Below are 17,654 nucleotides of genomic sequence, written 5' to 3'. Positions count from 1 at the left end.
GCCCTTATGCTGATCGATCCACGCCAGACCACGCTGCTGGTGGTCGACATCCAGGAAAAACTCATCGATGCCATGACCGACCCTGTCGGGATGCGGGCTCGTGCGCGCTGGTTGCTGGCCGTCTGTAGCGCATTGGAAGTGCCTACCGTGGTCTCCGAGCAATACCCCAAGGGCCTCGGCCATACCTTGGCTGAACTGATGGAGGCAGCGCCGTCGGCTACGGTGGTCGAGAAACAGCATTTCTCCTGCGTGGCGGCCGACTGCCTGCCGGCCACGGCACTGGCCCGCGAGCAGTTCATCGTGTGCGGCATGGAAACCCACGTTTGCGTGCTGCAGACCGTGCTCGGCCTGCGTGCGCTGGGTAAACAGGTGTTCGTGGTCGAAGACGTCTGTGACAGCCGCAGCGCAGCGAACAAGGCCGCAGGGCTGGCGCGCATGCGCGACGCTGGCGCGCAGATCGTGACCCGCGAGATGGTCCTGTTCGAGCTGCTGGGCAGCGCCAGCCACCCGCAGTTCCGGACGTTAAGCAAGACCTACCTGGTGGGGGAGCAGCCCTGAACGGCGCGGCGGGGTCAGGCGCGGCGGATCATGCGGTTCGGGGCCTGTCGCGCAGCACTGGGTCGAGCAATGCTGCAGGCGTGCACGCTCCTGAGGCGGATCTGCCGGGCTTGCCAGGCACCTTGAGCGATCTGTGGCGCTGGCGTCACTACGCCACGGGCGTGTTGCTCGCGGCTCTGCTGCAAGGCTGCGCAGGCCATAAACCTGCACCCGAACCCGAAGCCGAGCCAGCCGCCGTGCGCGCCCAGTTGCTGCGTCTGCTGCCGGCGCAGGTCAAGGACCGCCAGGGCTGGGCCGAAGACATCCAGACCGCGTTCAGCGCCCAGCACCTGCGCGCCGATCAGAGCAACCTGTGCGCCGTGCTGGCGATCACCGAGCAGGAATCCACCTTCACGGCTGATCCGCAGGTGCCGGGTCTGGGCCGCATCGCTCGTGAGGAAATCGACCGCCGCGCCGGGCGCTTGCACATCCCGCGTCTGCTGGTCGACCGCGCACTGAACAGCACATCGGCCAATGGCAAGACCTACCAGCAGCGCCTGCTGGCCGTGCGCAGCGAGCGCGAGCTGAGCGAGCTGTACGACGATGTGATCGCGGGCCTGCCGCTGGGCCGTACGCTGTTCGCCGGGCTCAACCCGGTGCACACCGGCGGGCCCATGCAGGTCAGCGTCGATTTCGCCCGCAAGCACGCGCACGGCTACCCCTACACCTACAGTGGCACCCTGCGCGATGAAGTCTTCACCCGCCGCGGCGGGATGTATTTCGGCATTGCCCACCTGCTGGACTACCCGACGCATTACCCGGCGCCGCTGTACCGCTTCGCTGATTTCAACGCTGGTCGCTATGCCAGTCGCAATGCCGCCTTCCAGGCCGCCCTGAGCCGTGTCACGGGTGCCAGGCTGGCGCTCGACGGTGACCTGATCAACCCAGGTGCGCTGCTACCCGGCAAGACTGAACAGGCCGCGCGCACCCTGGGCGTCAAGCTGGGCCTGCGCAACCCACAGATCCGCCGGCAACTGGAGCAGGAAGATCAGTTGGCGTTCGAGGAAACGGCGATCTACACGGGCGTCTTCGCCCTGGCTGACGCCAAGGCCGGCAAGCCGCTGGCGCGCGCGGTGCTGCCCGGGATCGTGCTGGAAAGTCCGAAGATAACCCGCACGCTGACCACGGCGTGGTTTGCAGAGCGTGTCGATGCACGCTACCAGCGCTGCATGCAACGTTGAGGAGACCTGGGCGGCTCAAGTATTTCGCGGCCTCAAGGATTGAGGCGCGCGCGGATAACACGACCGATGAGAAGTGCCGCGCAGTGGCGTTCCCGGAACGTCAGGCAGGTCAAGCACGGTCATTGTGTGATTTGGCGGCGTACAGGCCACTCGCTGGCTGAGAAACGGCTGCCAGTTGGTGAACGGAGCTGCAGGGGAGGGGCTTGAAAGGCATTGGACAAGTCCCGCGCAAGAAAGCGGGGTACTGCAACGGCGTGACCCGTGAACACGGGTCAGCGCCGATTACGCATTACTGCTTGGGCGTGGTGTTGTCAGTGCCTGGCAGCGAATTGGTGCTGCCGTCGTTGTTTTTTGGCTTGGGCATGCCTGCGGCCGAATCGGAATTGGTACCCGAACCCGTGGTCGAGTTGTTTTTCATGCCGCTGGCACCGGAATTGACGCTGCTGCCTTGACCCGCTGTGGTGCCAGGGGTGGTGCTGCCGGGCGTGCTCATGCCGTTGCTGGTGTCCGCACCACTGCCGTGCGTGGTCGAGGTGCTGGTATGCGGTTTGGTCGCGTCGTGGTTCATGTCAGTCGCAGCGAAGCTGGCAGTGGAAGCCAGGCCGAAGCTCAGGGCGAGTGCAATGGAAAGCGGGCGAATGCTGATCATGTGAATCTCCTGAAGGCAAGGGATCTTACATGCTGTTCGGCCGCGAGAATGGGGGCGGGGTGCCCGGCCGGCGACAGACGGTCGCCGGCGCTAGGTTACTGAATGTTACGTCGCAGACGGCTTGTCTGCGTCCTGCGCTGTATCGACCGGATCGGCGTAGGCGTGCGTATCGGCCATGGTCGGGTGCTCGTGCGCCGCATGAATCAATGCCTCGGTTACCCGCAACTCGGCGCCGGTCGGCGAGAAGGTGGCCGACGGTGCAAACGGCGCCGGGTGCTCGGGCGCCGGGCGTTTGCCGCGTCGCCAGAGGAAGAAGCTCACCATGCCCAGGTTGACCACGGCAAAGGCCCAGAACAGCCCGGCTTCGCCGTAGGCGGTCATCGCTGGCGAGATCATCAGCGGCGCAATCGCCGAGCCTAGCGAGTTGATCAGCAACATGCCCTGGATCATCGGCACGATGGCGTCGGCCGGAGCCCGGTCGGCAGCGTGGCTCACCGCCACCGGGTAGATCGCAAAGACCCCGCCGCCGAGCAGGAACAGCAGCGCTGGCAGCAGGTGCGATCCGGCCGGCAGCAGCAGAATGCCCACCGACAGCAGCACGCAGAGCGAGCCGAGCACGATCAGCACATCCTGGCGGTCGGTGCGGTCCGACCAGCGACCGACCGGGTACTGCAGCAGCATTGCGCCGAGAATCACCCAGGCCATCATGCTGCCCACCGCTCCAGTGTCCAGGCCGATACGCTGCAGGTACAGCGGCAGCAGCGAGTACACCGCCGCAATCGCCACGCCCGAGCCGAAGCAGCCGACCAGGCCACTGGGCGTCACGCTGAGCAACTGGCGCGGCTTGAGCGGTTCGACCTGATCGAGCAATGGCGACACCCGCGGCAGCACGCCAATGGGCAGAATCGACAACGACGCCAGCATGCCCGCGACCATGAACGGCGCAGTGGCGCCCCAGCCGGCCAACTCGCCGAGAAACGCCTGGCCCAGCACGCCTGCGCCATACAGCGCGATCATGTACAGCGCCAGCAGGCGGCCGCGGATCTTCGCGTCACCGGCCAGCAGCATCCAGCTTTCGATCACCAGGAATACCCCCACGGTGGCCCAGCCGTTGATCAGGCGCAGCACCATCCAGCCCCAGGTATCGACGAACAAGCCTTGCAGCAGGATGGTCGCGGCGATCAACGAGGCGAAGCAGGTGTAGGCGCGGATGTGGCCGATGCGCAGGATCAACCGATCGTTGAACAGTGCGCCGAGGGTGAGGCCGAGGAAATAGGCCGAGGCCACGACCCCGATCATCGTCGCCGATTCGCCAGCTTCGCCCAGGCGCAAGGTGGTGAGGGACGACAGGAAACCGTTGCCTAGCGCAACGATGAACAACCCGAGCAATGGCGCCAGCGCCATGCCCAGCAAACGCACGGACATACGTACCTCAAATGGGAAAGATCGATGAGTGCCTCGTTCGCCGCGCAGCACGCCGCCGCCTCCAATGAGGTCAGCGCTGCAACGAGATGCCAGGGAAAGTCTGCGACCAGGCATGACGCGACCACGGGCCCCTGCGGGCAGTGGACGGTTCGATCACCCCTGGTCCAGAGGCGGCGCAGGAGGACAGGGTCATGGCGACGGGTTGCCAGTGTTCGTGGCGACTGGACGAAAAGGCCGAGCGGATTCTACGGGCGCAGGCGTCAGTCAGCAGAAGATTCTGCTGCGACAGGATGACGCACCGGCGCGACCGGCTGCGCTGTCTGATCTGCTGAGCTTCGACTAGTGTGTAGTGAGTGTCGACAAGGACATGTTCTCATTCAATGGAGGTTCACCATGAAGTACCTGTTGCCTGCTGCTGCGCTGGCGCTTGCAGCTGTTCTGTCCTCGCCGGTGGCACTGGCTGAAGGCGATGTCGCGGACGGTGTGCGTCACGATGTGCGTGAAGCCGACAAGGGCGTCGACCATGATGCCAAGGAAATCGACAAAGGCATCAAGCACGATGACAAGGAGATCGACAAGGGCGCCAAGCACCTGGACAAAGAGCGGCACAAGGCCGACAAGCATGTCGACAAAGAAGTGAAGAAAGACCTGTAAGCCGACCCGCCGATCACCACCTGGGTCCAGGCGGGAGTTTCCCCCTGGGCCCAGGTCAACGCCCTGGGCGCAGGGTCGTTGCCTAACCGCAGGCCCAATCCATCTGCATCAACGCCAGGTCGAACTGAGCCGTGCCGCCGCCGAAGTTGAAACCGCCAAAATCCTCCTCGCAGCCCAGGTAGCGCGGCCCGAAATCCGGGTAGCCCTGCTCGGGCATCATCGTGCCGCCCAGGTGATTCAGGCCGAAGAATCGCTCCAGGTCCAGGCCCTCAGCCTGCTCGCTGAAGGCTGGCACGTAACCGCTGTCGACGCATTCGTGTTCCCACTCGCGCGGCGGCTTGCCAACGTTCGGGTCGCCCTCACGCACCCGGGTACGAATGGGCAGCGCCGTTTCCAGGCCGGCATCGGCAAGCAGTGCAACCGGTGGCTGACCAGGCTCGCGCACGGGCATGTCGTAGAAATACCTCGGGTAGGGTTGCGTCAGCCACGCCGGCTCCGGGCCCAGCAACTCGCTGGCCGGCAAGCGCGGCGGTGGGCACAGCGCGCCATCGAACTCGGCCTGGGTCAGCCACAGGGCCGCATAATGGGTGCCAAGAATGTCTTGCATGTCGAAGCGGCGCGGGTGGCGATCGCGGGTGTGCTGCCACAGCACCCGCAGCGCGGGGTCACTGGGTGGCGTTTCGCTCGCCGGGGCGGCGTAAAACGCCTGCACGGCCTCATTGCCTGACAGCTCTTCGAACTGATCGTCGACGAACACGCTCAGTGCCACCAGCGCTTCACCTTGCGTGCGGTACTCAGGCGGCACATGCAGCGTGAATGCATGGCGCAGCGGGTGGCCCAAGGCCTCACTCATGGGCCACTGGCTCGTGCGCAGGCCTGGCGGCAGGCCCAGGCTCCAGCCACCGGCCCACTCGGCGCCGCGCTCGGAGGTGGGCTGAAGGCGCTGCGCATCGCGCAGCAGGTCATAGGCGACGGTCAGGCTCGGGTCGGCCAGCAGCTTGGGTGGGGTGGGGTACACGGCGTTGGGCAGGCTGATCTGCAGCGCCTGGATCGCGTCATCCCGAAAGGTCACCCGCAGCTCGTGGCCTTCTGCGGTGAACATCTGGCATTGGCGTTCTCCCGGGTGGTGCTCGTCGTTTGGCGGTAGTGGCTCAAGCAGTGGCTGCGCGGCAATCGCGGCGGTGTAAGACATCGACAGATGCAGCTTTTCAATGGCCTGTTCAGTGGCGAACGGCCTGAAAAAGCGCACCGAGCCCACCGTTGCGCCCCTCTCCAGGCGGATGCGCAAGCCTTGTTCGTAGGTATCAGGCAGGTAGCCATCGGCATCGGCCTGGGCGGCGAGGGCAGCTAATGAACCCGGCAGCGCGTGGGCGGGCAGTGACGGGCGCAGGGTGGCAAGAGTCGAGGGCTTCACGAGGGCTCCATGGCGGGTGAAGAAACGCTGCACAGCGTAGCGCAACAGACGCGGCGCGGGGGGGGGGTGATCGTTGCATTGACGAGAACGGCCACACCGGTGATCGATGTCCGGTTTTCCAGGGTAGGAGCCTCTGCATTCGGCACCGCTACCCTGCGGGTGTCGCCTGTTGTCAGCGACCGCGGCGGCGAGACACGCGGGCCTCGATGTTCTTGCGGCCGATGAGCAGGGGCGGGGCTTGCGTGACGGGTTCATCGGCCAGCCATTTGTACATCACCAGGCAATCGACCAGCCCGAGGCGGGCATGTCGATAGGCTTTGGGCAGCCGCCCGACCGTCTCGAAACCCAGGGCGTGCCACAGCGCCACCGCCACTTCATTGGTCGCCACCACCGAATTGAACTGCAGCGCCAGCAGGCCGCTCTGGCGGGCCAGTTTCTGCGAGTGCTCGCACATCGCCCGCGCCACGCCACGCCCGCGCGCGGCCTCACAGACCATGTAGCCGCAATTGCCCACGTGCGCACCGGGCCCGGCGGCATTGGCTTTGAGGTAGTAGGAACCGAGCAATTGCCCGGCGTCCTCGGCGACCAGCGTGTGCATCGGTAGCTCGAGCCACAGGTGGCGCGCCTGCTCGAAGCTCAGCTCGGGGTCGTAGGCGTAGGTTTCGCGGGCCTGGGCCACGGCCTGGAAAGTGGGCCAGAACCGCGCGAAGTCGTCCGGCGTCATGGGGCGAATGTGCATGGGCAACGTTTCCTGTGCGATCGAACCGCGCAGTGTGTGATGCCCCACGCTGCGGCGCAAGCCTGGCGGCGTCGAGCGCTGCCCATGCAGGCGGGCTTGCTCATGCGGCCGCGGGTCTGACGCCTTGCGTAGCAGCCACTCAGGCCTGTTCAGGTCCCGCCCAGCGCATCGAGAGCCCTGGCCGAATACACCAGGGCGGCTCCGGCGTTCATCGCCACTGCTACGCCCAGTGCCTCGGCGATTTCTTCGCGGCGAGCGCCGTGTTCCAGTGCGGCCTTGGCGTGCACGCTGATGCAGCCGTCGCAGCGGGTGGTGACGGCCACCGCGAGGGAAATCAGTTCACGGGTCTTGGCGTCCAGGTACTGCGTCTTGGCGCCCGCGCCGCTGGCGGTCAGGTAACCCGCGACGGTATCGGGAGACAGTTCATGCAGTTCGCCAATGCCCGCCATCAGCTGTGTGCGGTAGCCATTCCAGTCGAGCATGCTCATGGTCTTCACCTCAGTCGGTTCTGTGCAGGAACCGTGAGGCTAACCGGGCGCCGCGCGCTGTGCGGTGGGCCTTGGGGTGTAAATGCTTGCGACTTTCGGCTTGCTACCGGGCTCAGATGTAGATGAAGAGCAGCACCAGCGCCGCGACCACCAACCACTTTTCCAGGTAGTAACGGGTGCGGTTGCGCTTCTTCAGCGCTTTGCCGCGTTCGCGAATACGGTAGATGCGGGTGAACAGGCGGTTGATGGCGCCGGTCTTGTCATTGGCATCATTCGGCGCGGCGGCCGCGGCCATCACATTGCGGCTGAACCAGCGGTTGAACGCGGTGGCCCAGCGGTATTTGAGCGGGCGCTCGACGTCGCAGAACAGGATGATGCGGTTGTGCTCGGTGGTGTTGGCGGCGTAGTGGATATAGGTTTCGTCGAACATCACGGCCTCGCCGTCGCGCCAGGCGTATTTTTCGCCGTCGACGTTGATGTAGCAGCCGTCGTCGTTGGGGGTATCCAGACCCAGGTGGTAACGGTACGAACCGGCGTAGGGGTCGCGGTGGCGAACCAGCTTGGCGCCTGGCGGCAGGGTGGCGAACATGGCCGCCTTGACCGTGCCGATGCCCTGCAGCAGCTCGGTGGTGCGTGGGCACAGGCTGATCGCCGACGGATGGCTTTCGCCATACCATTTGAGGTAGAAGCGCTTCCAGCCGGTCTTGAAGAACGAGTTGAAGCCTACGTCATCGAAGTTTTCGGACTTCTTGATCTCGCCGCCGTGCAGCAGTTGCAGGGCTTCTTCGCGGATCTCCTGCCAATGGGCCTGCAACGGAGCGAGCTCGGGGAAGGCTTCGAGCGGCAGGTAAGGTTTGGCGGGATGGCGCGAGAACAGGTACAGGAAGCTGTTGATCGGCGCCAGGAAGCTGGAGTGATCGCCCAGTTGTCGGGTCAGCTTGTGACGTACGCGGCCGCGCAGGTGTACGTAGCTGATGGACAGGACGAAGATCAGGACAAGGGCGATTTTCATGGGCGGTACTTATCGACAGATGTGGCCAGAGTGATGGCGCAAGCCCATCAGCATACCAATGGGGATTGAACTTTGTACATTCTGTTACATCAGCTTGGACGGCAACGGGTCCATCGCGCAGGGCCGGCCGCCTGCCGGACCGGCCGCTCCACACGGCCCGGCCAAGCAACACATCCAACGTCGGTTGATCGCGACGACGGCTAGCCGCGCAGCGCCTTCACCACCTGCTCGACACTGGCCTTGAGCCCCGCCACAGTGTCATCAGCATCGCTGTCGACCACCACCAGCACCGCCCCGCCTGCCTTGATTGCCTCGGCCAGGGCCGCATCAGGCTGGCGATGGTGCAGCACCAGCGCCACATCCTGGGCCTTGAGGTTGTCGGTCAGTGCTTTGAGTGCGCTGGGCTCCCAGCGGTCGTCTTCGGGCAACGGCTGTTCGACCACGTCGAGGTTCAGGCCGCTGGCCAGGTAACCCAGGCGCTCTGACAGGTTGACCACGGTGAGGTTGTCCACCTCGGCCAGTTGCGTCTGGCTGGCCGAGAGCAATTCCAGCATCTGCCGCTTGATACCGGCCAGATTGCTCTGGATCCGGGCTTTGTCGGCCGGTGCCAGGCGTTCGAGGTCATTGGCCAGGACATCGGCCATGCGCCCCAGGTTGGTCGGGCTGAGCCAGGGGTACGCGGCAAAGGCGTTGTCCCCCTGCACGGCGATGCCTGGTAGGGCGCCGTCCACTGGCCGCGCGGCGTCGATCTCGACGATGCGGATATTGCTGCGCCGGGCCATGGGATACAGCGGGTCGTCACGCCAGATCGAGCGCAGGCCGATCACCGCGTCTGCCTTGCGCGCGGCCTTGTCCAGGCTGGCGCCACCACGGCCACTGAAGAACGACGGCTGACGGCTGGCCGGCAGGTTGGCAGGAGCGGCGCGGTTGAGCTGCACCGAAGTGCCGTCGAGCAGGGCGGCAGCCAGGCTGTGGGTGACCGGCACGGTGGTGAGCACGGTCACCGCGGCCGCTTCATGCTGACCTGCTGCCGCCTGCTTGCCCGCTGGCGCGCTGGGGGCTGGCGCGGCCAGCGCGAAGGCGGGCAGGCCAGCCAGGGCCAGGGCCAGAGAGAGCTGCTTGAGCGAGAAGGTCATGCCGGGCTTCCTTGCAGGTGTAGGGTAGGGGTGCAGGCCAGCGCGACGGCCCGGTGCTGAAGGCAGAGGGTCATGCCGGATTTCCTTGCAGGCGTGGGACGAGGGCGCGGGCCAGGGCGGCCAGGGCGAAACACAGACCGGCCATGAGGATGATCGCGGCGCCCGACGGAATGGGCAGGTCGAACACGATCGGCAGCAGAATGCCGGTCAGCGTACTGAAGGTGGCGATCAGCACGGCGATGAAGAAAAAGCCTTTCAGCGACTGGCTCACCAGGCGCGCAGCGGCCGCCGGAATCACCAGCAACGCGCCCACCAGGATCGCGCCGATGACCTTGACCGCGGCCACGGTAACCAGGGTCACCAGCACCACGAACAGGTAGTCGAGGGTCTTCACCGCCACACCCCGTACTGCCGCCAACTGCGGGTTGAAGCTGGCCAGCATGATGCGGTTGTACAGCGGCACCGCCAGGCACACCACCAGCAGCGCGACGATCCCCAGCACCAGCAGGTCCTCGCCGCTGACGGTCAGTACCGAGCCGAACAGGACGTTTTCCAGAATGTGCACGTTGATCTTCCCCGCCAGCATCAGCAGCAGGCTTGCGCCCAGTGCCAGTGACACGGAGAGGAACACGCCGATCAGTGTGTCCGGCGACAGCCCGGTGCGGTTGCGCAGGAAATTCAGCAGGATGCCGAACAGCAGGCAGTAGCCGAACAGGCTGCCGTACGGCCCGGTATAGGGCTCGCCGAGCAGAATGCCGATGGCCACGCCGGTCAGGGCCGCATGGCCGACCGCTTCGGAAAAGAACGCAAAGCGCTTGACCACTACCAGGGTGCCCAACCCGCCCAGTACCGGGCCGATCATCAGGCCTGCGAGCAGCGCGTTGATGACGAAACCATAGGCCAGCGCTTCGGGCAGGTAGCCGGCGTTGGCCCACTCTTGGACCCACTGCCGGAACAGTTCAAAGCTCATCAGGCGTTCTCCTCGCGGCGCGGGTGAACGGAAAACAGGCTGAGCAGCCGCTCCGGAGTCAGCGCCTCGGCGGGCGCAGCGTCGAACAGCACCTGGCGGCTCAGCCCGGTGACCCGGTCGGCCAGACGCAGCACCGCCTGCAGGTCGTGCTCGATCCACAGCACCGTGGTGCCGGCGGCGCGCCAGGCATGCAACAGCTGCTCGAACACCTGGATGCCCGCCTCATCCAGAGCGGACATCGGCTCGTCCAGCACCAGCAACTGAGGCGTCGGAATCAGCCCCTGCGCGAGCAATACCCGCTGACGCTCGCCACCGGACAACGCGCCCATGCGCCGCGAGCGTTTGTCGAGCATGCCGACCCGTGCCAGGGCCTGGTCGATGTCCGGGCGTACGCGCCGCGACAGCCCGAGAAACGCGGGGCGGCGCTGGCACATGGCGGCCATGAAATCATCCACGGTCATCGGTAGGCCGCGATCGAACTCCAGCGCCTGCGGCACGTAGCCGATCACTTCAGCAGCGCTCGGCCAGTGCAAGGTCAGCCGACCCTGGTGCGGCATCTGCCCCAGCAGGGTCTTGATCAGCGAGCTCTTGCCGCCGCCGTTGGGTCCGACGATGGCATGAATGCTGCCGGCCGCGACCGTGAAGCTGACCTGCTCGAGAATGCGCGTGCGGCCTAGGGTCAGGTCGATACCGGCGAACTCGATGCGTGGGCCACCTGATTCGGGAAGCTTGGCCGCGGCGGTCATGTACGGTTCTCCTCGATGGCACGTACGACCGTGTCGAGGTTCTGCTTCATCTCGACTTCGTATTTGTCCTTGGTGTATTCGCCGTAGGAAATGTGCGTCAGCGGATACAGTCGCACGCCCGATTCACGCTGGATGGTTTCCACGTAGGCTGAGGGGAAATCCATTTCCGAGAAGATCACCTTCACGTCCAGCGCCTTGAGCTGGTCGATGGTCTTCTTCAACTGCGCCGGGCTCGGCTCGATGCCGTGGGCCGGTTCCACGACTGCCGTGACTTCCAGGCCGAAGTCGCGCACCAGGTAGTCGTAGGCGGCGTGGATGGTGGCCACGCGGAAGGTGGCGTTGGGCGCCTCGGTGACCTTGGCCAGGGCCGCAGCGCGCAGGCTGCGCAGACGCTTGGCGTAGGCGCGGGCGTTCTGTGTGTAGAACTTCGCGTTATCAGGGTCGAGCTTGCCCAGATCCCGGGCGATGTTGTTGACCTGGGCGATGGTGGTGCTGATCGACAGGAAGGTGTGCGGGTTGACCACTTTGCCAGCGCCGCGCGCAGCGATGCCGGTGGCGGCCAGGAGCGGCACGTTGCGGTTGGCTTCGATGGTGGCGATGTCGGGCTTTTCGCTGGCGGCGATCATGCGGTCGGCAAAGTCGTCATGGCCCACGCCGTTGAGCACGATCACGTCCAGCGTGCCGATGCGTTTGATGTCTTCGGCTCGCGGTTCGTAGGCATGCGGGTTGAAACCGGCTGGAATCAGCGGCACCACCTCCGCCCGGTCACCGACGATATTGCTCACGTAGCTGTAGTAGGGATGCAGGGTGATGCCGATGCGCAGGGGTTTACCGGCATCGGCCAGGGCCAGGGCGGGCAGGGCGCAGGCGATCAGCAAGGCAAGGGCGCGGCGCGCCAGGGTGGAGCGAAACATGGGCAGAGTCCTTGGTTCAGTGACGGTGCTGGCGGGTAACCCCAGCGTCGAAATGGCTGACGACCTGTTGCCAGCCGGCGCCGATCAGCGCGCTGGGCGTGCGCGCCAGCGGCGGGTTGCCATCGCCTGTGCGTTGCAGCCAGACCACTGGTTCTGCGCCATCGTCGGCGGGCAGCAGCACCAGCAGGCTACCGGCCACCTCGGGCGCCTGGCTCTGGCCCAGGTAGGCATCCTCGGCCAGGCGCTGCCAGTGGTGGCCGCCGCGGCTCTGGCTGCTGGCATCGACCACGAAGGGCGGCAGGCCGTCTTCGGCCAGCCGCTCGACCTCCGGGCTGCTGCCGTTGTCTTCGCGCAGCAGGCGAATTTCGTCGACGGCCACGCGCAGGTCGGTGTAGAGGCCTTGCTCAGCAGGCGTCAGTTCGCGGCGGGCGTCGATTTCATGGGCGGCGATGCTGACCTCATCCTCGCGCTCGCCGCGCACGCCCACCACCGTAGCGGCCAGCAGCACGATCACCAGCGCGGTCAGCAACACATAGAGGGTTTCATGCCCGGCACCGGCCGGGCGTACCACCTGGGCGCGGCTCATGGCGCAGCGATGTCGGCGTGGTCGACTTCCACCACATGGCCGGGGCCGGCGTCGAACAACACGTAGAACTCACCGTCCGGGCGCTTGAAGGTCAGCGTCGAGTCATCGCCCAGCTTGCCGCCGACCAGTACCTGCTCGTCATACCCGATCACGTCAAGGGTCACGCCGGCGGCGCCGCTGCCATCGGAGAAACCGCCCTTGCAGGTGATCTCGCCGGTGGCTTTTTCGTCGCATTCGCACATCGGGTTGTGCGCCAGGGCAGGGCCGGCGCACAGCGCCAGCACGGGCAGGGCGAGCCTGCGGATCAGGTGTTTCATGGTTTGCCTCCTTGTTTGGCGAGCCAGGCTGCAGTCGCGGGCGAAGCCTCGGCGAGGGGAACGGACGCCTGGTACATCTGGCCGTCCCAGCCTTCGATGGTGATCCAGATGTGCGCGTCGGGTTGGGTGCGCAATGGAATGGGCAGCGAGGTGAGCATGCGATACGGCGAGCCGAAGCCGATGCTGCCGGCCGCCCGCAGGCTGCGCGGCTTGCCGATGCGCAGGTAGATGGCCTTGACGCCCTCCTTGCACTCGGCGCACAGGGCCAGGTTGAAGATCTTGAAATAGCCCGCCGGTCCGTCCTGCTCAGGGGCAGCGTCGCGCATCTCGGCCAGGCTCACGCTCCAGCGGCCAACCGGGATATCGGCCTGAATATGCTCGCCGAGGCCGCCTTCACCGCGGAACAGGCGCATGTCGGCGAAATACTTGGGCATGAACGCCAGCGGAATCAGGATCAGCAGGATGTTCAGGTGGAAGCGCCATTTCAGCCACCAGTGCTTGAAGCCGCGTGGCGGCAGGGTCTGAGCCTGGTTCATGAGTGCACCTGCGGCGTTTCTTGGGCGGCGCGTGGTGCGCGCACCCGTGCCGGGCGCTCACTGCGCTTGAGCGCGGCGGCAGTGGCCTGGGCAGTGCGCTTGGTCCAGATCAGCAGGCCGCTGAGCACCATCAGGGTCAGGACCAGACCGAAGAAGAACCACACCAGCTTGATCGCCAGGCCGCCGAACTCGCCCGTGTGCAGCGGGCGCATCGACTCGATGACGAATTCCAGTGCGCTGCGGTCGGCCAGCAGGAACTGGCTGTCCACCACCCGCGTATAGGGGTTGACCGACGCCGACTGGAACATCAGCGGGTACCAGCCGCGCCCGCCCATTTCAAAGTGGCTATAGGCCGTGGCTGGCAGGGAAATGAAACTGATGTCCAACCCGGAGATGCTGGCTTCGGCAATGCGCGCAGCTTCATCCAGGCTGATGCGCGGGGCGGCGCTGCCATCGGGCATCTGCGGCACCTGTTCGCGGGCAATGACCGGCACGATCGGCTCGCTCGAGGTGGTGATGTGGTTGTCGCCCAGAATCGCCTGGATCAGGAACCAGGTGCCGGTGATGGAAATCACCGCGATGAACCAGATCGACCAGACCCCGGCCAGGCGGTGTACGTCGCCCCAGAAAATCCGCGAGCCATGGCCGGTACGCACCGGCTTGAAGAAGCCGCGCCAGAATTTCTTGTAGACCACCAGCCCGGTGACCAGCGACGCCAGCATCGGCAGGCCGAGCAGCGAAACCAGGTACCAGCCCCAGCTGTAGCCGTTGGTGAAGGGCACCAGCCACCAGCCGTGCAGGGCGCGGGTGAAGGCTTCGAAGTTGAAATCGGGGCTCTTGCCCTGAATGACGCCGGTGTAGGGGTTCACATACAACGTGGCCCGTGAGCCGTCGGGGCGGGTCACGCCCAGGTTGAGGGCGAAGTGCGAGCCATCGGGCTGGCGGATCGAATCGACCGCTGTGTCCGGCTCGGCGCGCTTCACGGCATCGAGCACTTGCTGGAAACTCAGGCGCTGGGCGTCGGCCGTGGGCTTGCTGGCGCGCACATCCGGGTTTGCCAGCCAGACGATTTCCTGGCTGACCACGGCGAGCATGCCGGTGAAGCAGACGATCAGCACGAAGAACCAGATCGGCAGTGCGAGCCAGCTGTGAACCAGGAACCACAGCCTGGATTTGGATTTTTTCGGGGATTGAGCCATCAGTCGATCTTCTAGAAGGGGGTCGAGCAAACGCTCGACTTTATAGGGGCTGCACTAGTAAGGACGAATGAGAATCGAAATACTGCTTGATTAATTGAAAGCAAATGTTTCGGCGCCAGTACAATCGGCCCGCGCGATGATCGCGCAGGCCGACTGCAGAGGTGTTGACCTGAGTGCGTGAATTATTTCATGCGCTGTCGCGCACCCACGCTGGTGCGGTGCGGCCGTGCTGGCGCGCGATGTCCTGAAACAGTGCTTCACCGATTTCTGCAGCCCGCGCCGGGAGTACCGACAGCAAGGTGTCGCTCAGGCCATGGCTGCTTTCGCAGAAGCCTTGCAGGTACACCGAGGCGTGCAGGTCCGGGCCGGTCAGCAGGCGGTAGTTGCGGTCGACGCTGTAGTCTTCCAGGTAGCCTGCCAGTGGCGCCAGCAGCTCGCGGTGCGAGCTGCGCGCATAGCCGGTGGCAAGGATCACCGCGTCGTAGCGGTGGGTCTGCTGGCCGCCGGTGGCCAGGTCGGCGATGGTCAGCTCGATGCCATCGGCACTGGCGCTGACTGCTTCGATCTGCCGGCGGCAGAGCACATTGTGGCGGAACTGATGGGCGACTTTCTGCCGGTAGAGGATGCCGTAGATGCGTTCGAGCAGGTTGAGGTCCACCACCGAGTAGTTGGTGTTGTGGAACTGGTCGATCAGCTTGCTGCGTTCGGCGGCGGGCTGGTTGAACACCAGGTCCGTGTAGTCGGGCGCGAAGATCTCGTTGACGAACGGGCTGTCGTCGGCGGGCTTGAGGCTGGCGGCGCGCAGGATCATGTCGACCTTGACCGACGGGTAGCTGTCGTTCAAGTCGATGAACGCCTCAGCCGCGCTCTGCCCCGAACCGATCACCGCAATGCGCATGGGCTTGCCCTGGGCGCAGGGCAGCCTGGCCACGCTGCTCAAGTACTGGGAATGGTGGAATACCCGCGGATCATCCTTGAAACCGCGGAAGATGTCCGGGACCTTCGGCGTGCCGCCGGTGCCGACCACCACGCTGCGTGCCCGGCGCACCTTTTCCCGGCCCTGGGCATCCTGCGACACCACGCGCAGGTGCTCGACGCGGCCCAGGTGCAGTTCAGGCTCGATGCGCAGCACCTGCTCGCCGTACTGCGCCTGGGTGGCGAAATGCTCGGCAGCCCAGCGCAGGTAGTCGTTATATTCCAGCCGGCACGGATAGAAGGTGCCGAGGTTGATGAAGTCGGCCAGGCGCTGTTTCTGGTGCAGGTAGTTGACGAAGCTGTAGGGGCTGGTGGGATTGCGCAGCGAGACCAGGTCCTTGAGGAAGGAAATCTGCAGCTCGCTCTGGCTTGCAAGCGTCTCGCCATGCCAGCGGTAGTCGCTCTGCTTGTCGATGAACAGCGCATCGAGGGCGTGACCGTGGGTCTGGGCGAGTTCTTCCAGGGCGATGGCCAGGGCCAGGTTGGAAGGGCCGAAACCCACGCCGATCAGATCTTTGGGTGTGTCCGAAGTTGAGGTCTGGCTCATGGCGGTGTCCGTAGAAGTCGAGGGAGGCATGCCTGCCGTGTGGGTACGGCGCCTGCGCAGGTACTTCAAGGGAACGAGCTGCTGTGGGGGGAATTTAGCGCCGCGACCCTGGGCGCATCGCCAGGGAACGCGCCAGGTGGCTCAAGCTATGTGCGGCCGCTGCCGATACAGCGGTTACCTCGTATGACGCCCGCGCAGGAGCGCTCCCCCCATGGTGAATTTTTCCAATGTGATGGTCCCTGCGGCCACAAGCACCGCCACTGCCGCCAGTAGCGCGAAGGTCAGTGATCAGGCTACCGCCGCCAGTAGCGCCAACGCTGGCGACCAGGCCACGCCGGCGACACCGCGGACTCAGGGCAAGACCTTCAATGAAGGCCGTTCGCCCCAGGCGGCCGCGGGTTCTGGCGCCAGCAGCAAAAGCACTGACAGCGAAGCGCTCAAGCAGCTCAAGGCGCAGATCAAGGAATTGCAGAAGCGCCTGGCAGAGGAGCAGCGCCAGCTGCTGCAGATCAGTGCGCAACGGATCACCGAGCAGGCCAAGCAGGCCGCGATCGCTGGCAAGCAAGCCAGCATCGCTTCGCTCAACGCAGCGTTGATGACCGCGACGGGGCAATTGCTGACGTTGTTGACGGCACAGGGCAAAGGGTCGGCTGGAAGCATGGTGAGTACCCGCTCCTGACCTCCAGACAGGGCAGTCGATAAAGTTGGCCGCCGTCGGCGGGCGTTCCTGCAGTGCAAGCGAGCCGCCACCCCAGCTCAACACCACCCAGTCCGCTGTTCAAAACATAGATGAGGTTGTATCCACAACCCATTGATTACCCTGAAAAACCGTGGGAGCGACTTCAGTCGCGATGGGCCGCAAAGCGGCCCCAACCCAAGCACCGCATCTGTTCTATTGCAACGCCAAAGTCGCCCTAAGCCGGCATCGCCCTCCTCATGACCAGAATCGCCACAGTCCGCACAAAGGTCGGCTTCCCCATAACGTCAGACGTTTTACTTAGCCACCTAATAAATATTTTGACATTCACTGCCTAAGCAGTAACATTTGCACACACTTACCCTCCCGTGGTGTGCCATGCCGCATTTCACTCCCGACAATTTCCCGCATTGCGCCATTGGCATGCTCCTCGGCCGGGCCGCGCTGCTCAAGGACCGCATCCTCGATTCTTACCTGGAGAGCGAGGGCGTCACTGCCGCGCAATTCAAGGTGCTGATCATCACCACCCAGTATCAGGTCGATACGCCGGCCGAGCTGTGCCGGTATCTGGGCCTGGACAGCGGCTCGATGACACGCATGCTCGACCGCCTCGAACAGAAGGCGCTGATCCAGCGCCAGCGCTGCCCGCAAGACCGCCGCCAGGTACGCCTGGCGCTGACCGCCGATGGCCAGCGCCTGGCCGACCGCCTGCCCGAGGTCGGCGCCCAGGCCATGAACGAACTGGTCGGCGTGCTCCAGGGCGACGAGCTCGAAACCCTCGAACGCCTGCTGGCCAAGGTCCTGCTCAACGCCGGTGATCCGATAACCGTCCGCCGCTTCGGCGAACGTTGAACCCTTACGTATTCATCAAG

General features: G+C 65.0%; 20 protein-coding genes. 5 read left to right on the top strand and 15 right to left on the bottom strand.

What is annotated here, in order from left to right; translation table 11 throughout:
* Positions 1 to 6: 6 nt before the first annotated feature.
* Both RT028_RS02055 and RT028_RS02050 read left to right on the top strand, forming a co-directional pair.
* On the top strand, positions 7 to 558 hold the full coding sequence (locus tag RT028_RS02055; protein WP_312931892.1) for a hydrolase: 552 nt from the start codon (positions 7 to 9) through the stop codon (positions 556 to 558).
* Positions 559 to 689: 131 nt separating this feature from the next.
* The gene (locus RT028_RS02050) at positions 690 to 1,778 is read left to right on the top strand and encodes a DUF1615 domain-containing protein (RefSeq protein ID WP_409567133.1); all 1,089 of its coding nucleotides are present in this window, start codon (positions 690 to 692) and stop codon (positions 1,776 to 1,778) included.
* A 289-nt stretch (positions 1,779 to 2,067) separates the two neighbouring features.
* Here the strand turns inward: RT028_RS02050 and RT028_RS02045 are convergent, their stop codons facing one another.
* A complete protein-coding gene (locus RT028_RS02045) occupies positions 2,068 to 2,427 on the bottom strand; it encodes a hypothetical protein (RefSeq protein WP_312931891.1) in 360 nt (119 codons plus the stop codon).
* Between the two features lie 105 nt (positions 2,428 to 2,532).
* Positions 2,533 to 3,852, bottom strand: a complete 1,320-nt coding sequence (locus RT028_RS02040; protein WP_312931889.1) for an MFS transporter — start codon at positions 3,850 to 3,852, stop codon at positions 2,533 to 2,535.
* 393 nt (positions 3,853 to 4,245) lie between these two features.
* Between RT028_RS02040 and RT028_RS02035 the strand changes: the two genes are divergently transcribed.
* Positions 4,246 to 4,506 carry a hypothetical protein gene (locus tag RT028_RS02035; RefSeq protein ID WP_312931887.1) on the top strand — a complete coding sequence of 87 codons (261 nt, stop codon included), beginning with the start codon at positions 4,246 to 4,248 and terminating at the stop codon, positions 4,504 to 4,506.
* 82 nt (positions 4,507 to 4,588) lie between these two features.
* On the opposite strand, the gene RT028_RS02030 is transcribed toward RT028_RS02035, so the two are convergent.
* From RT028_RS02030 to RT028_RS01970, 13 genes are all read right to left on the bottom strand, one after another.
* The gene (locus RT028_RS02030) at positions 4,589 to 5,920 is read right to left on the bottom strand and encodes a hypothetical protein (protein WP_312931885.1); all 1,332 of its coding nucleotides are present in this window, start codon (positions 5,918 to 5,920) and stop codon (positions 4,589 to 4,591) included.
* Between the two features lie 172 nt (positions 5,921 to 6,092).
* On the bottom strand, positions 6,093 to 6,659 hold the full coding sequence (locus RT028_RS02025) for an N-acetyltransferase (protein ID WP_312931882.1): 567 nt from the start codon (positions 6,657 to 6,659) through the stop codon (positions 6,093 to 6,095).
* A gap of 149 nt (positions 6,660 to 6,808) precedes the next feature.
* Complete coding sequence (locus RT028_RS02020; RefSeq protein WP_312931880.1) at positions 6,809 to 7,147, bottom strand: carboxymuconolactone decarboxylase family protein; 339 nt, start codon at positions 7,145 to 7,147, stop codon at positions 6,809 to 6,811.
* A 112-nt stretch (positions 7,148 to 7,259) separates the two neighbouring features.
* Positions 7,260 to 8,159 carry a lipid A hydroxylase LpxO gene (gene lpxO / locus RT028_RS02015; protein ID WP_312931878.1) on the bottom strand — a complete coding sequence of 300 codons (900 nt, stop codon included), beginning with the start codon at positions 8,157 to 8,159 and terminating at the stop codon, positions 7,260 to 7,262.
* Positions 8,160 to 8,359: 200 nt separating this feature from the next.
* Positions 8,360 to 9,295 (bottom strand): metal ABC transporter solute-binding protein, Zn/Mn family, encoded by a 936-nt coding sequence (locus RT028_RS02010; RefSeq protein ID WP_312931876.1) that lies wholly within the window; start codon positions 9,293 to 9,295, stop codon positions 8,360 to 8,362.
* Positions 9,296 to 9,365: 70 nt separating this feature from the next.
* Entirely contained in the window at positions 9,366 to 10,265 is a 900-nt protein-coding gene (locus tag RT028_RS02005; RefSeq protein WP_312931873.1) for a metal ABC transporter permease, read from the bottom strand.
* Positions 10,265 to 11,011 carry a metal ABC transporter ATP-binding protein gene (locus RT028_RS02000; RefSeq protein WP_312931870.1) on the bottom strand — a complete coding sequence of 249 codons (747 nt, stop codon included), beginning with the start codon at positions 11,009 to 11,011 and terminating at the stop codon, positions 10,265 to 10,267. Before RT028_RS02000 ends, RT028_RS02005 begins: the two co-directional genes overlap by 1 nt.
* On the bottom strand, positions 11,008 to 11,925 hold the full coding sequence (locus tag RT028_RS01995; RefSeq protein WP_312931868.1) for a metal ABC transporter substrate-binding protein: 918 nt from the start codon (positions 11,923 to 11,925) through the stop codon (positions 11,008 to 11,010). Before RT028_RS01995 ends, RT028_RS02000 begins: the two co-directional genes overlap by 4 nt.
* A 16-nt stretch (positions 11,926 to 11,941) precedes the next feature.
* Positions 11,942 to 12,511 (bottom strand): DUF6162 family protein, encoded by a 570-nt coding sequence (locus RT028_RS01990; RefSeq protein WP_312931865.1) that lies wholly within the window; start codon positions 12,509 to 12,511, stop codon positions 11,942 to 11,944.
* Positions 12,508 to 12,828, bottom strand: a complete 321-nt coding sequence (locus RT028_RS01985; protein WP_312931858.1) for a hypothetical protein — start codon at positions 12,826 to 12,828, stop codon at positions 12,508 to 12,510. Before RT028_RS01985 ends, RT028_RS01990 begins: the two co-directional genes overlap by 4 nt.
* A complete protein-coding gene (locus RT028_RS01980; RefSeq protein ID WP_312931856.1) occupies positions 12,825 to 13,364 on the bottom strand; it encodes a thiamine pyrophosphate-binding protein in 540 nt (179 codons plus the stop codon). Before RT028_RS01980 ends, RT028_RS01985 begins: the two co-directional genes overlap by 4 nt.
* A complete protein-coding gene (locus RT028_RS01975) occupies positions 13,361 to 14,563 on the bottom strand; it encodes a PepSY domain-containing protein (RefSeq protein ID WP_312931854.1) in 1,203 nt (400 codons plus the stop codon). Before RT028_RS01975 ends, RT028_RS01980 begins: the two co-directional genes overlap by 4 nt.
* A gap of 187 nt (positions 14,564 to 14,750) precedes the next feature.
* Complete coding sequence (locus tag RT028_RS01970; RefSeq protein WP_312931852.1) at positions 14,751 to 16,085, bottom strand: SidA/IucD/PvdA family monooxygenase; 1,335 nt, start codon at positions 16,083 to 16,085, stop codon at positions 14,751 to 14,753.
* Between the two features lie 211 nt (positions 16,086 to 16,296).
* Between RT028_RS01970 and RT028_RS01965 the strand changes: the two genes are divergently transcribed.
* On the top strand, positions 16,297 to 16,764 hold the full coding sequence (locus RT028_RS01965) for a hypothetical protein (RefSeq protein WP_312931849.1): 468 nt from the start codon (positions 16,297 to 16,299) through the stop codon (positions 16,762 to 16,764).
* Positions 16,765 to 17,160: 396 nt separating this feature from the next.
* A complete protein-coding gene (locus RT028_RS01960) occupies positions 17,161 to 17,634 on the top strand; it encodes a MarR family transcriptional regulator (RefSeq protein ID WP_312931847.1) in 474 nt (157 codons plus the stop codon).
* Positions 17,635 to 17,654 lie beyond the last annotated feature (20 nt).

Source organism: Pseudomonas sp. (genome assembly GCF_032058845.1).
Taxonomy (GTDB): domain Bacteria; phylum Pseudomonadota; class Gammaproteobacteria; order Pseudomonadales; family Pseudomonadaceae; genus Aquipseudomonas.
Note: the sequence above shows the minus strand (reverse complement) of the source record. Positions and strands in the feature narration are given on the sequence as shown.

Excerpts from the sequence above, each read along its gene's own strand:
- RT028_RS02055 (WP_312931892.1), top strand. The coding sequence starts at position 7 with ATGCTGATCGATCCACGCCAGACCACGCTGCTGGTGGTCGACATCCAG.
- RT028_RS02045 (WP_312931891.1), bottom strand. The coding sequence starts at position 2,427 with ATGATCAGCATTCGCCCGCTTTCCATTGCACTCGCCCTGAGCTTCGGC.
- RT028_RS02040 (WP_312931889.1), bottom strand. The coding sequence starts at position 3,852 with ATGTCCGTGCGTTTGCTGGGCATGGCGCTGGCGCCATTGCTCGGGTTG.
- RT028_RS02035 (WP_312931887.1), top strand. The coding sequence starts at position 4,246 with ATGAAGTACCTGTTGCCTGCTGCTGCGCTGGCGCTTGCAGCTGTTCTG.
- RT028_RS02025 (WP_312931882.1), bottom strand. The coding sequence starts at position 6,659 with ATGCACATTCGCCCCATGACGCCGGACGACTTCGCGCGGTTCTGGCCC.
- RT028_RS02020 (WP_312931880.1), bottom strand. The coding sequence starts at position 7,147 with ATGAGCATGCTCGACTGGAATGGCTACCGCACACAGCTGATGGCGGGC.
- lpxO (WP_312931878.1), bottom strand. The coding sequence starts at position 8,159 with ATGAAAATCGCCCTTGTCCTGATCTTCGTCCTGTCCATCAGCTACGTA.
- RT028_RS02010 (WP_312931876.1), bottom strand. The coding sequence starts at position 9,295 with ATGACCTTCTCGCTCAAGCAGCTCTCTCTGGCCCTGGCCCTGGCTGGC.
- RT028_RS02005 (WP_312931873.1), bottom strand. The coding sequence starts at position 10,265 with ATGAGCTTTGAACTGTTCCGGCAGTGGGTCCAAGAGTGGGCCAACGCC.
- RT028_RS02000 (WP_312931870.1), bottom strand. The coding sequence starts at position 11,011 with ATGACCGCCGCGGCCAAGCTTCCCGAATCAGGTGGCCCACGCATCGAG.
- RT028_RS01995 (WP_312931868.1), bottom strand. The coding sequence starts at position 11,925 with ATGTTTCGCTCCACCCTGGCGCGCCGCGCCCTTGCCTTGCTGATCGCC.
- RT028_RS01990 (WP_312931865.1), bottom strand. The coding sequence starts at position 12,511 with ATGAGCCGCGCCCAGGTGGTACGCCCGGCCGGTGCCGGGCATGAAACC.
- RT028_RS01985 (WP_312931858.1), bottom strand. The coding sequence starts at position 12,828 with ATGAAACACCTGATCCGCAGGCTCGCCCTGCCCGTGCTGGCGCTGTGC.
- RT028_RS01980 (WP_312931856.1), bottom strand. The coding sequence starts at position 13,364 with ATGAACCAGGCTCAGACCCTGCCGCCACGCGGCTTCAAGCACTGGTGG.
- RT028_RS01975 (WP_312931854.1), bottom strand. The coding sequence starts at position 14,563 with ATGGCTCAATCCCCGAAAAAATCCAAATCCAGGCTGTGGTTCCTGGTT.
- RT028_RS01970 (WP_312931852.1), bottom strand. The coding sequence starts at position 16,085 with ATGAGCCAGACCTCAACTTCGGACACACCCAAAGATCTGATCGGCGTG.
- RT028_RS01965 (WP_312931849.1), top strand. The coding sequence starts at position 16,297 with ATGGTGAATTTTTCCAATGTGATGGTCCCTGCGGCCACAAGCACCGCC.
- RT028_RS01960 (WP_312931847.1), top strand. The coding sequence starts at position 17,161 with ATGCCGCATTTCACTCCCGACAATTTCCCGCATTGCGCCATTGGCATG.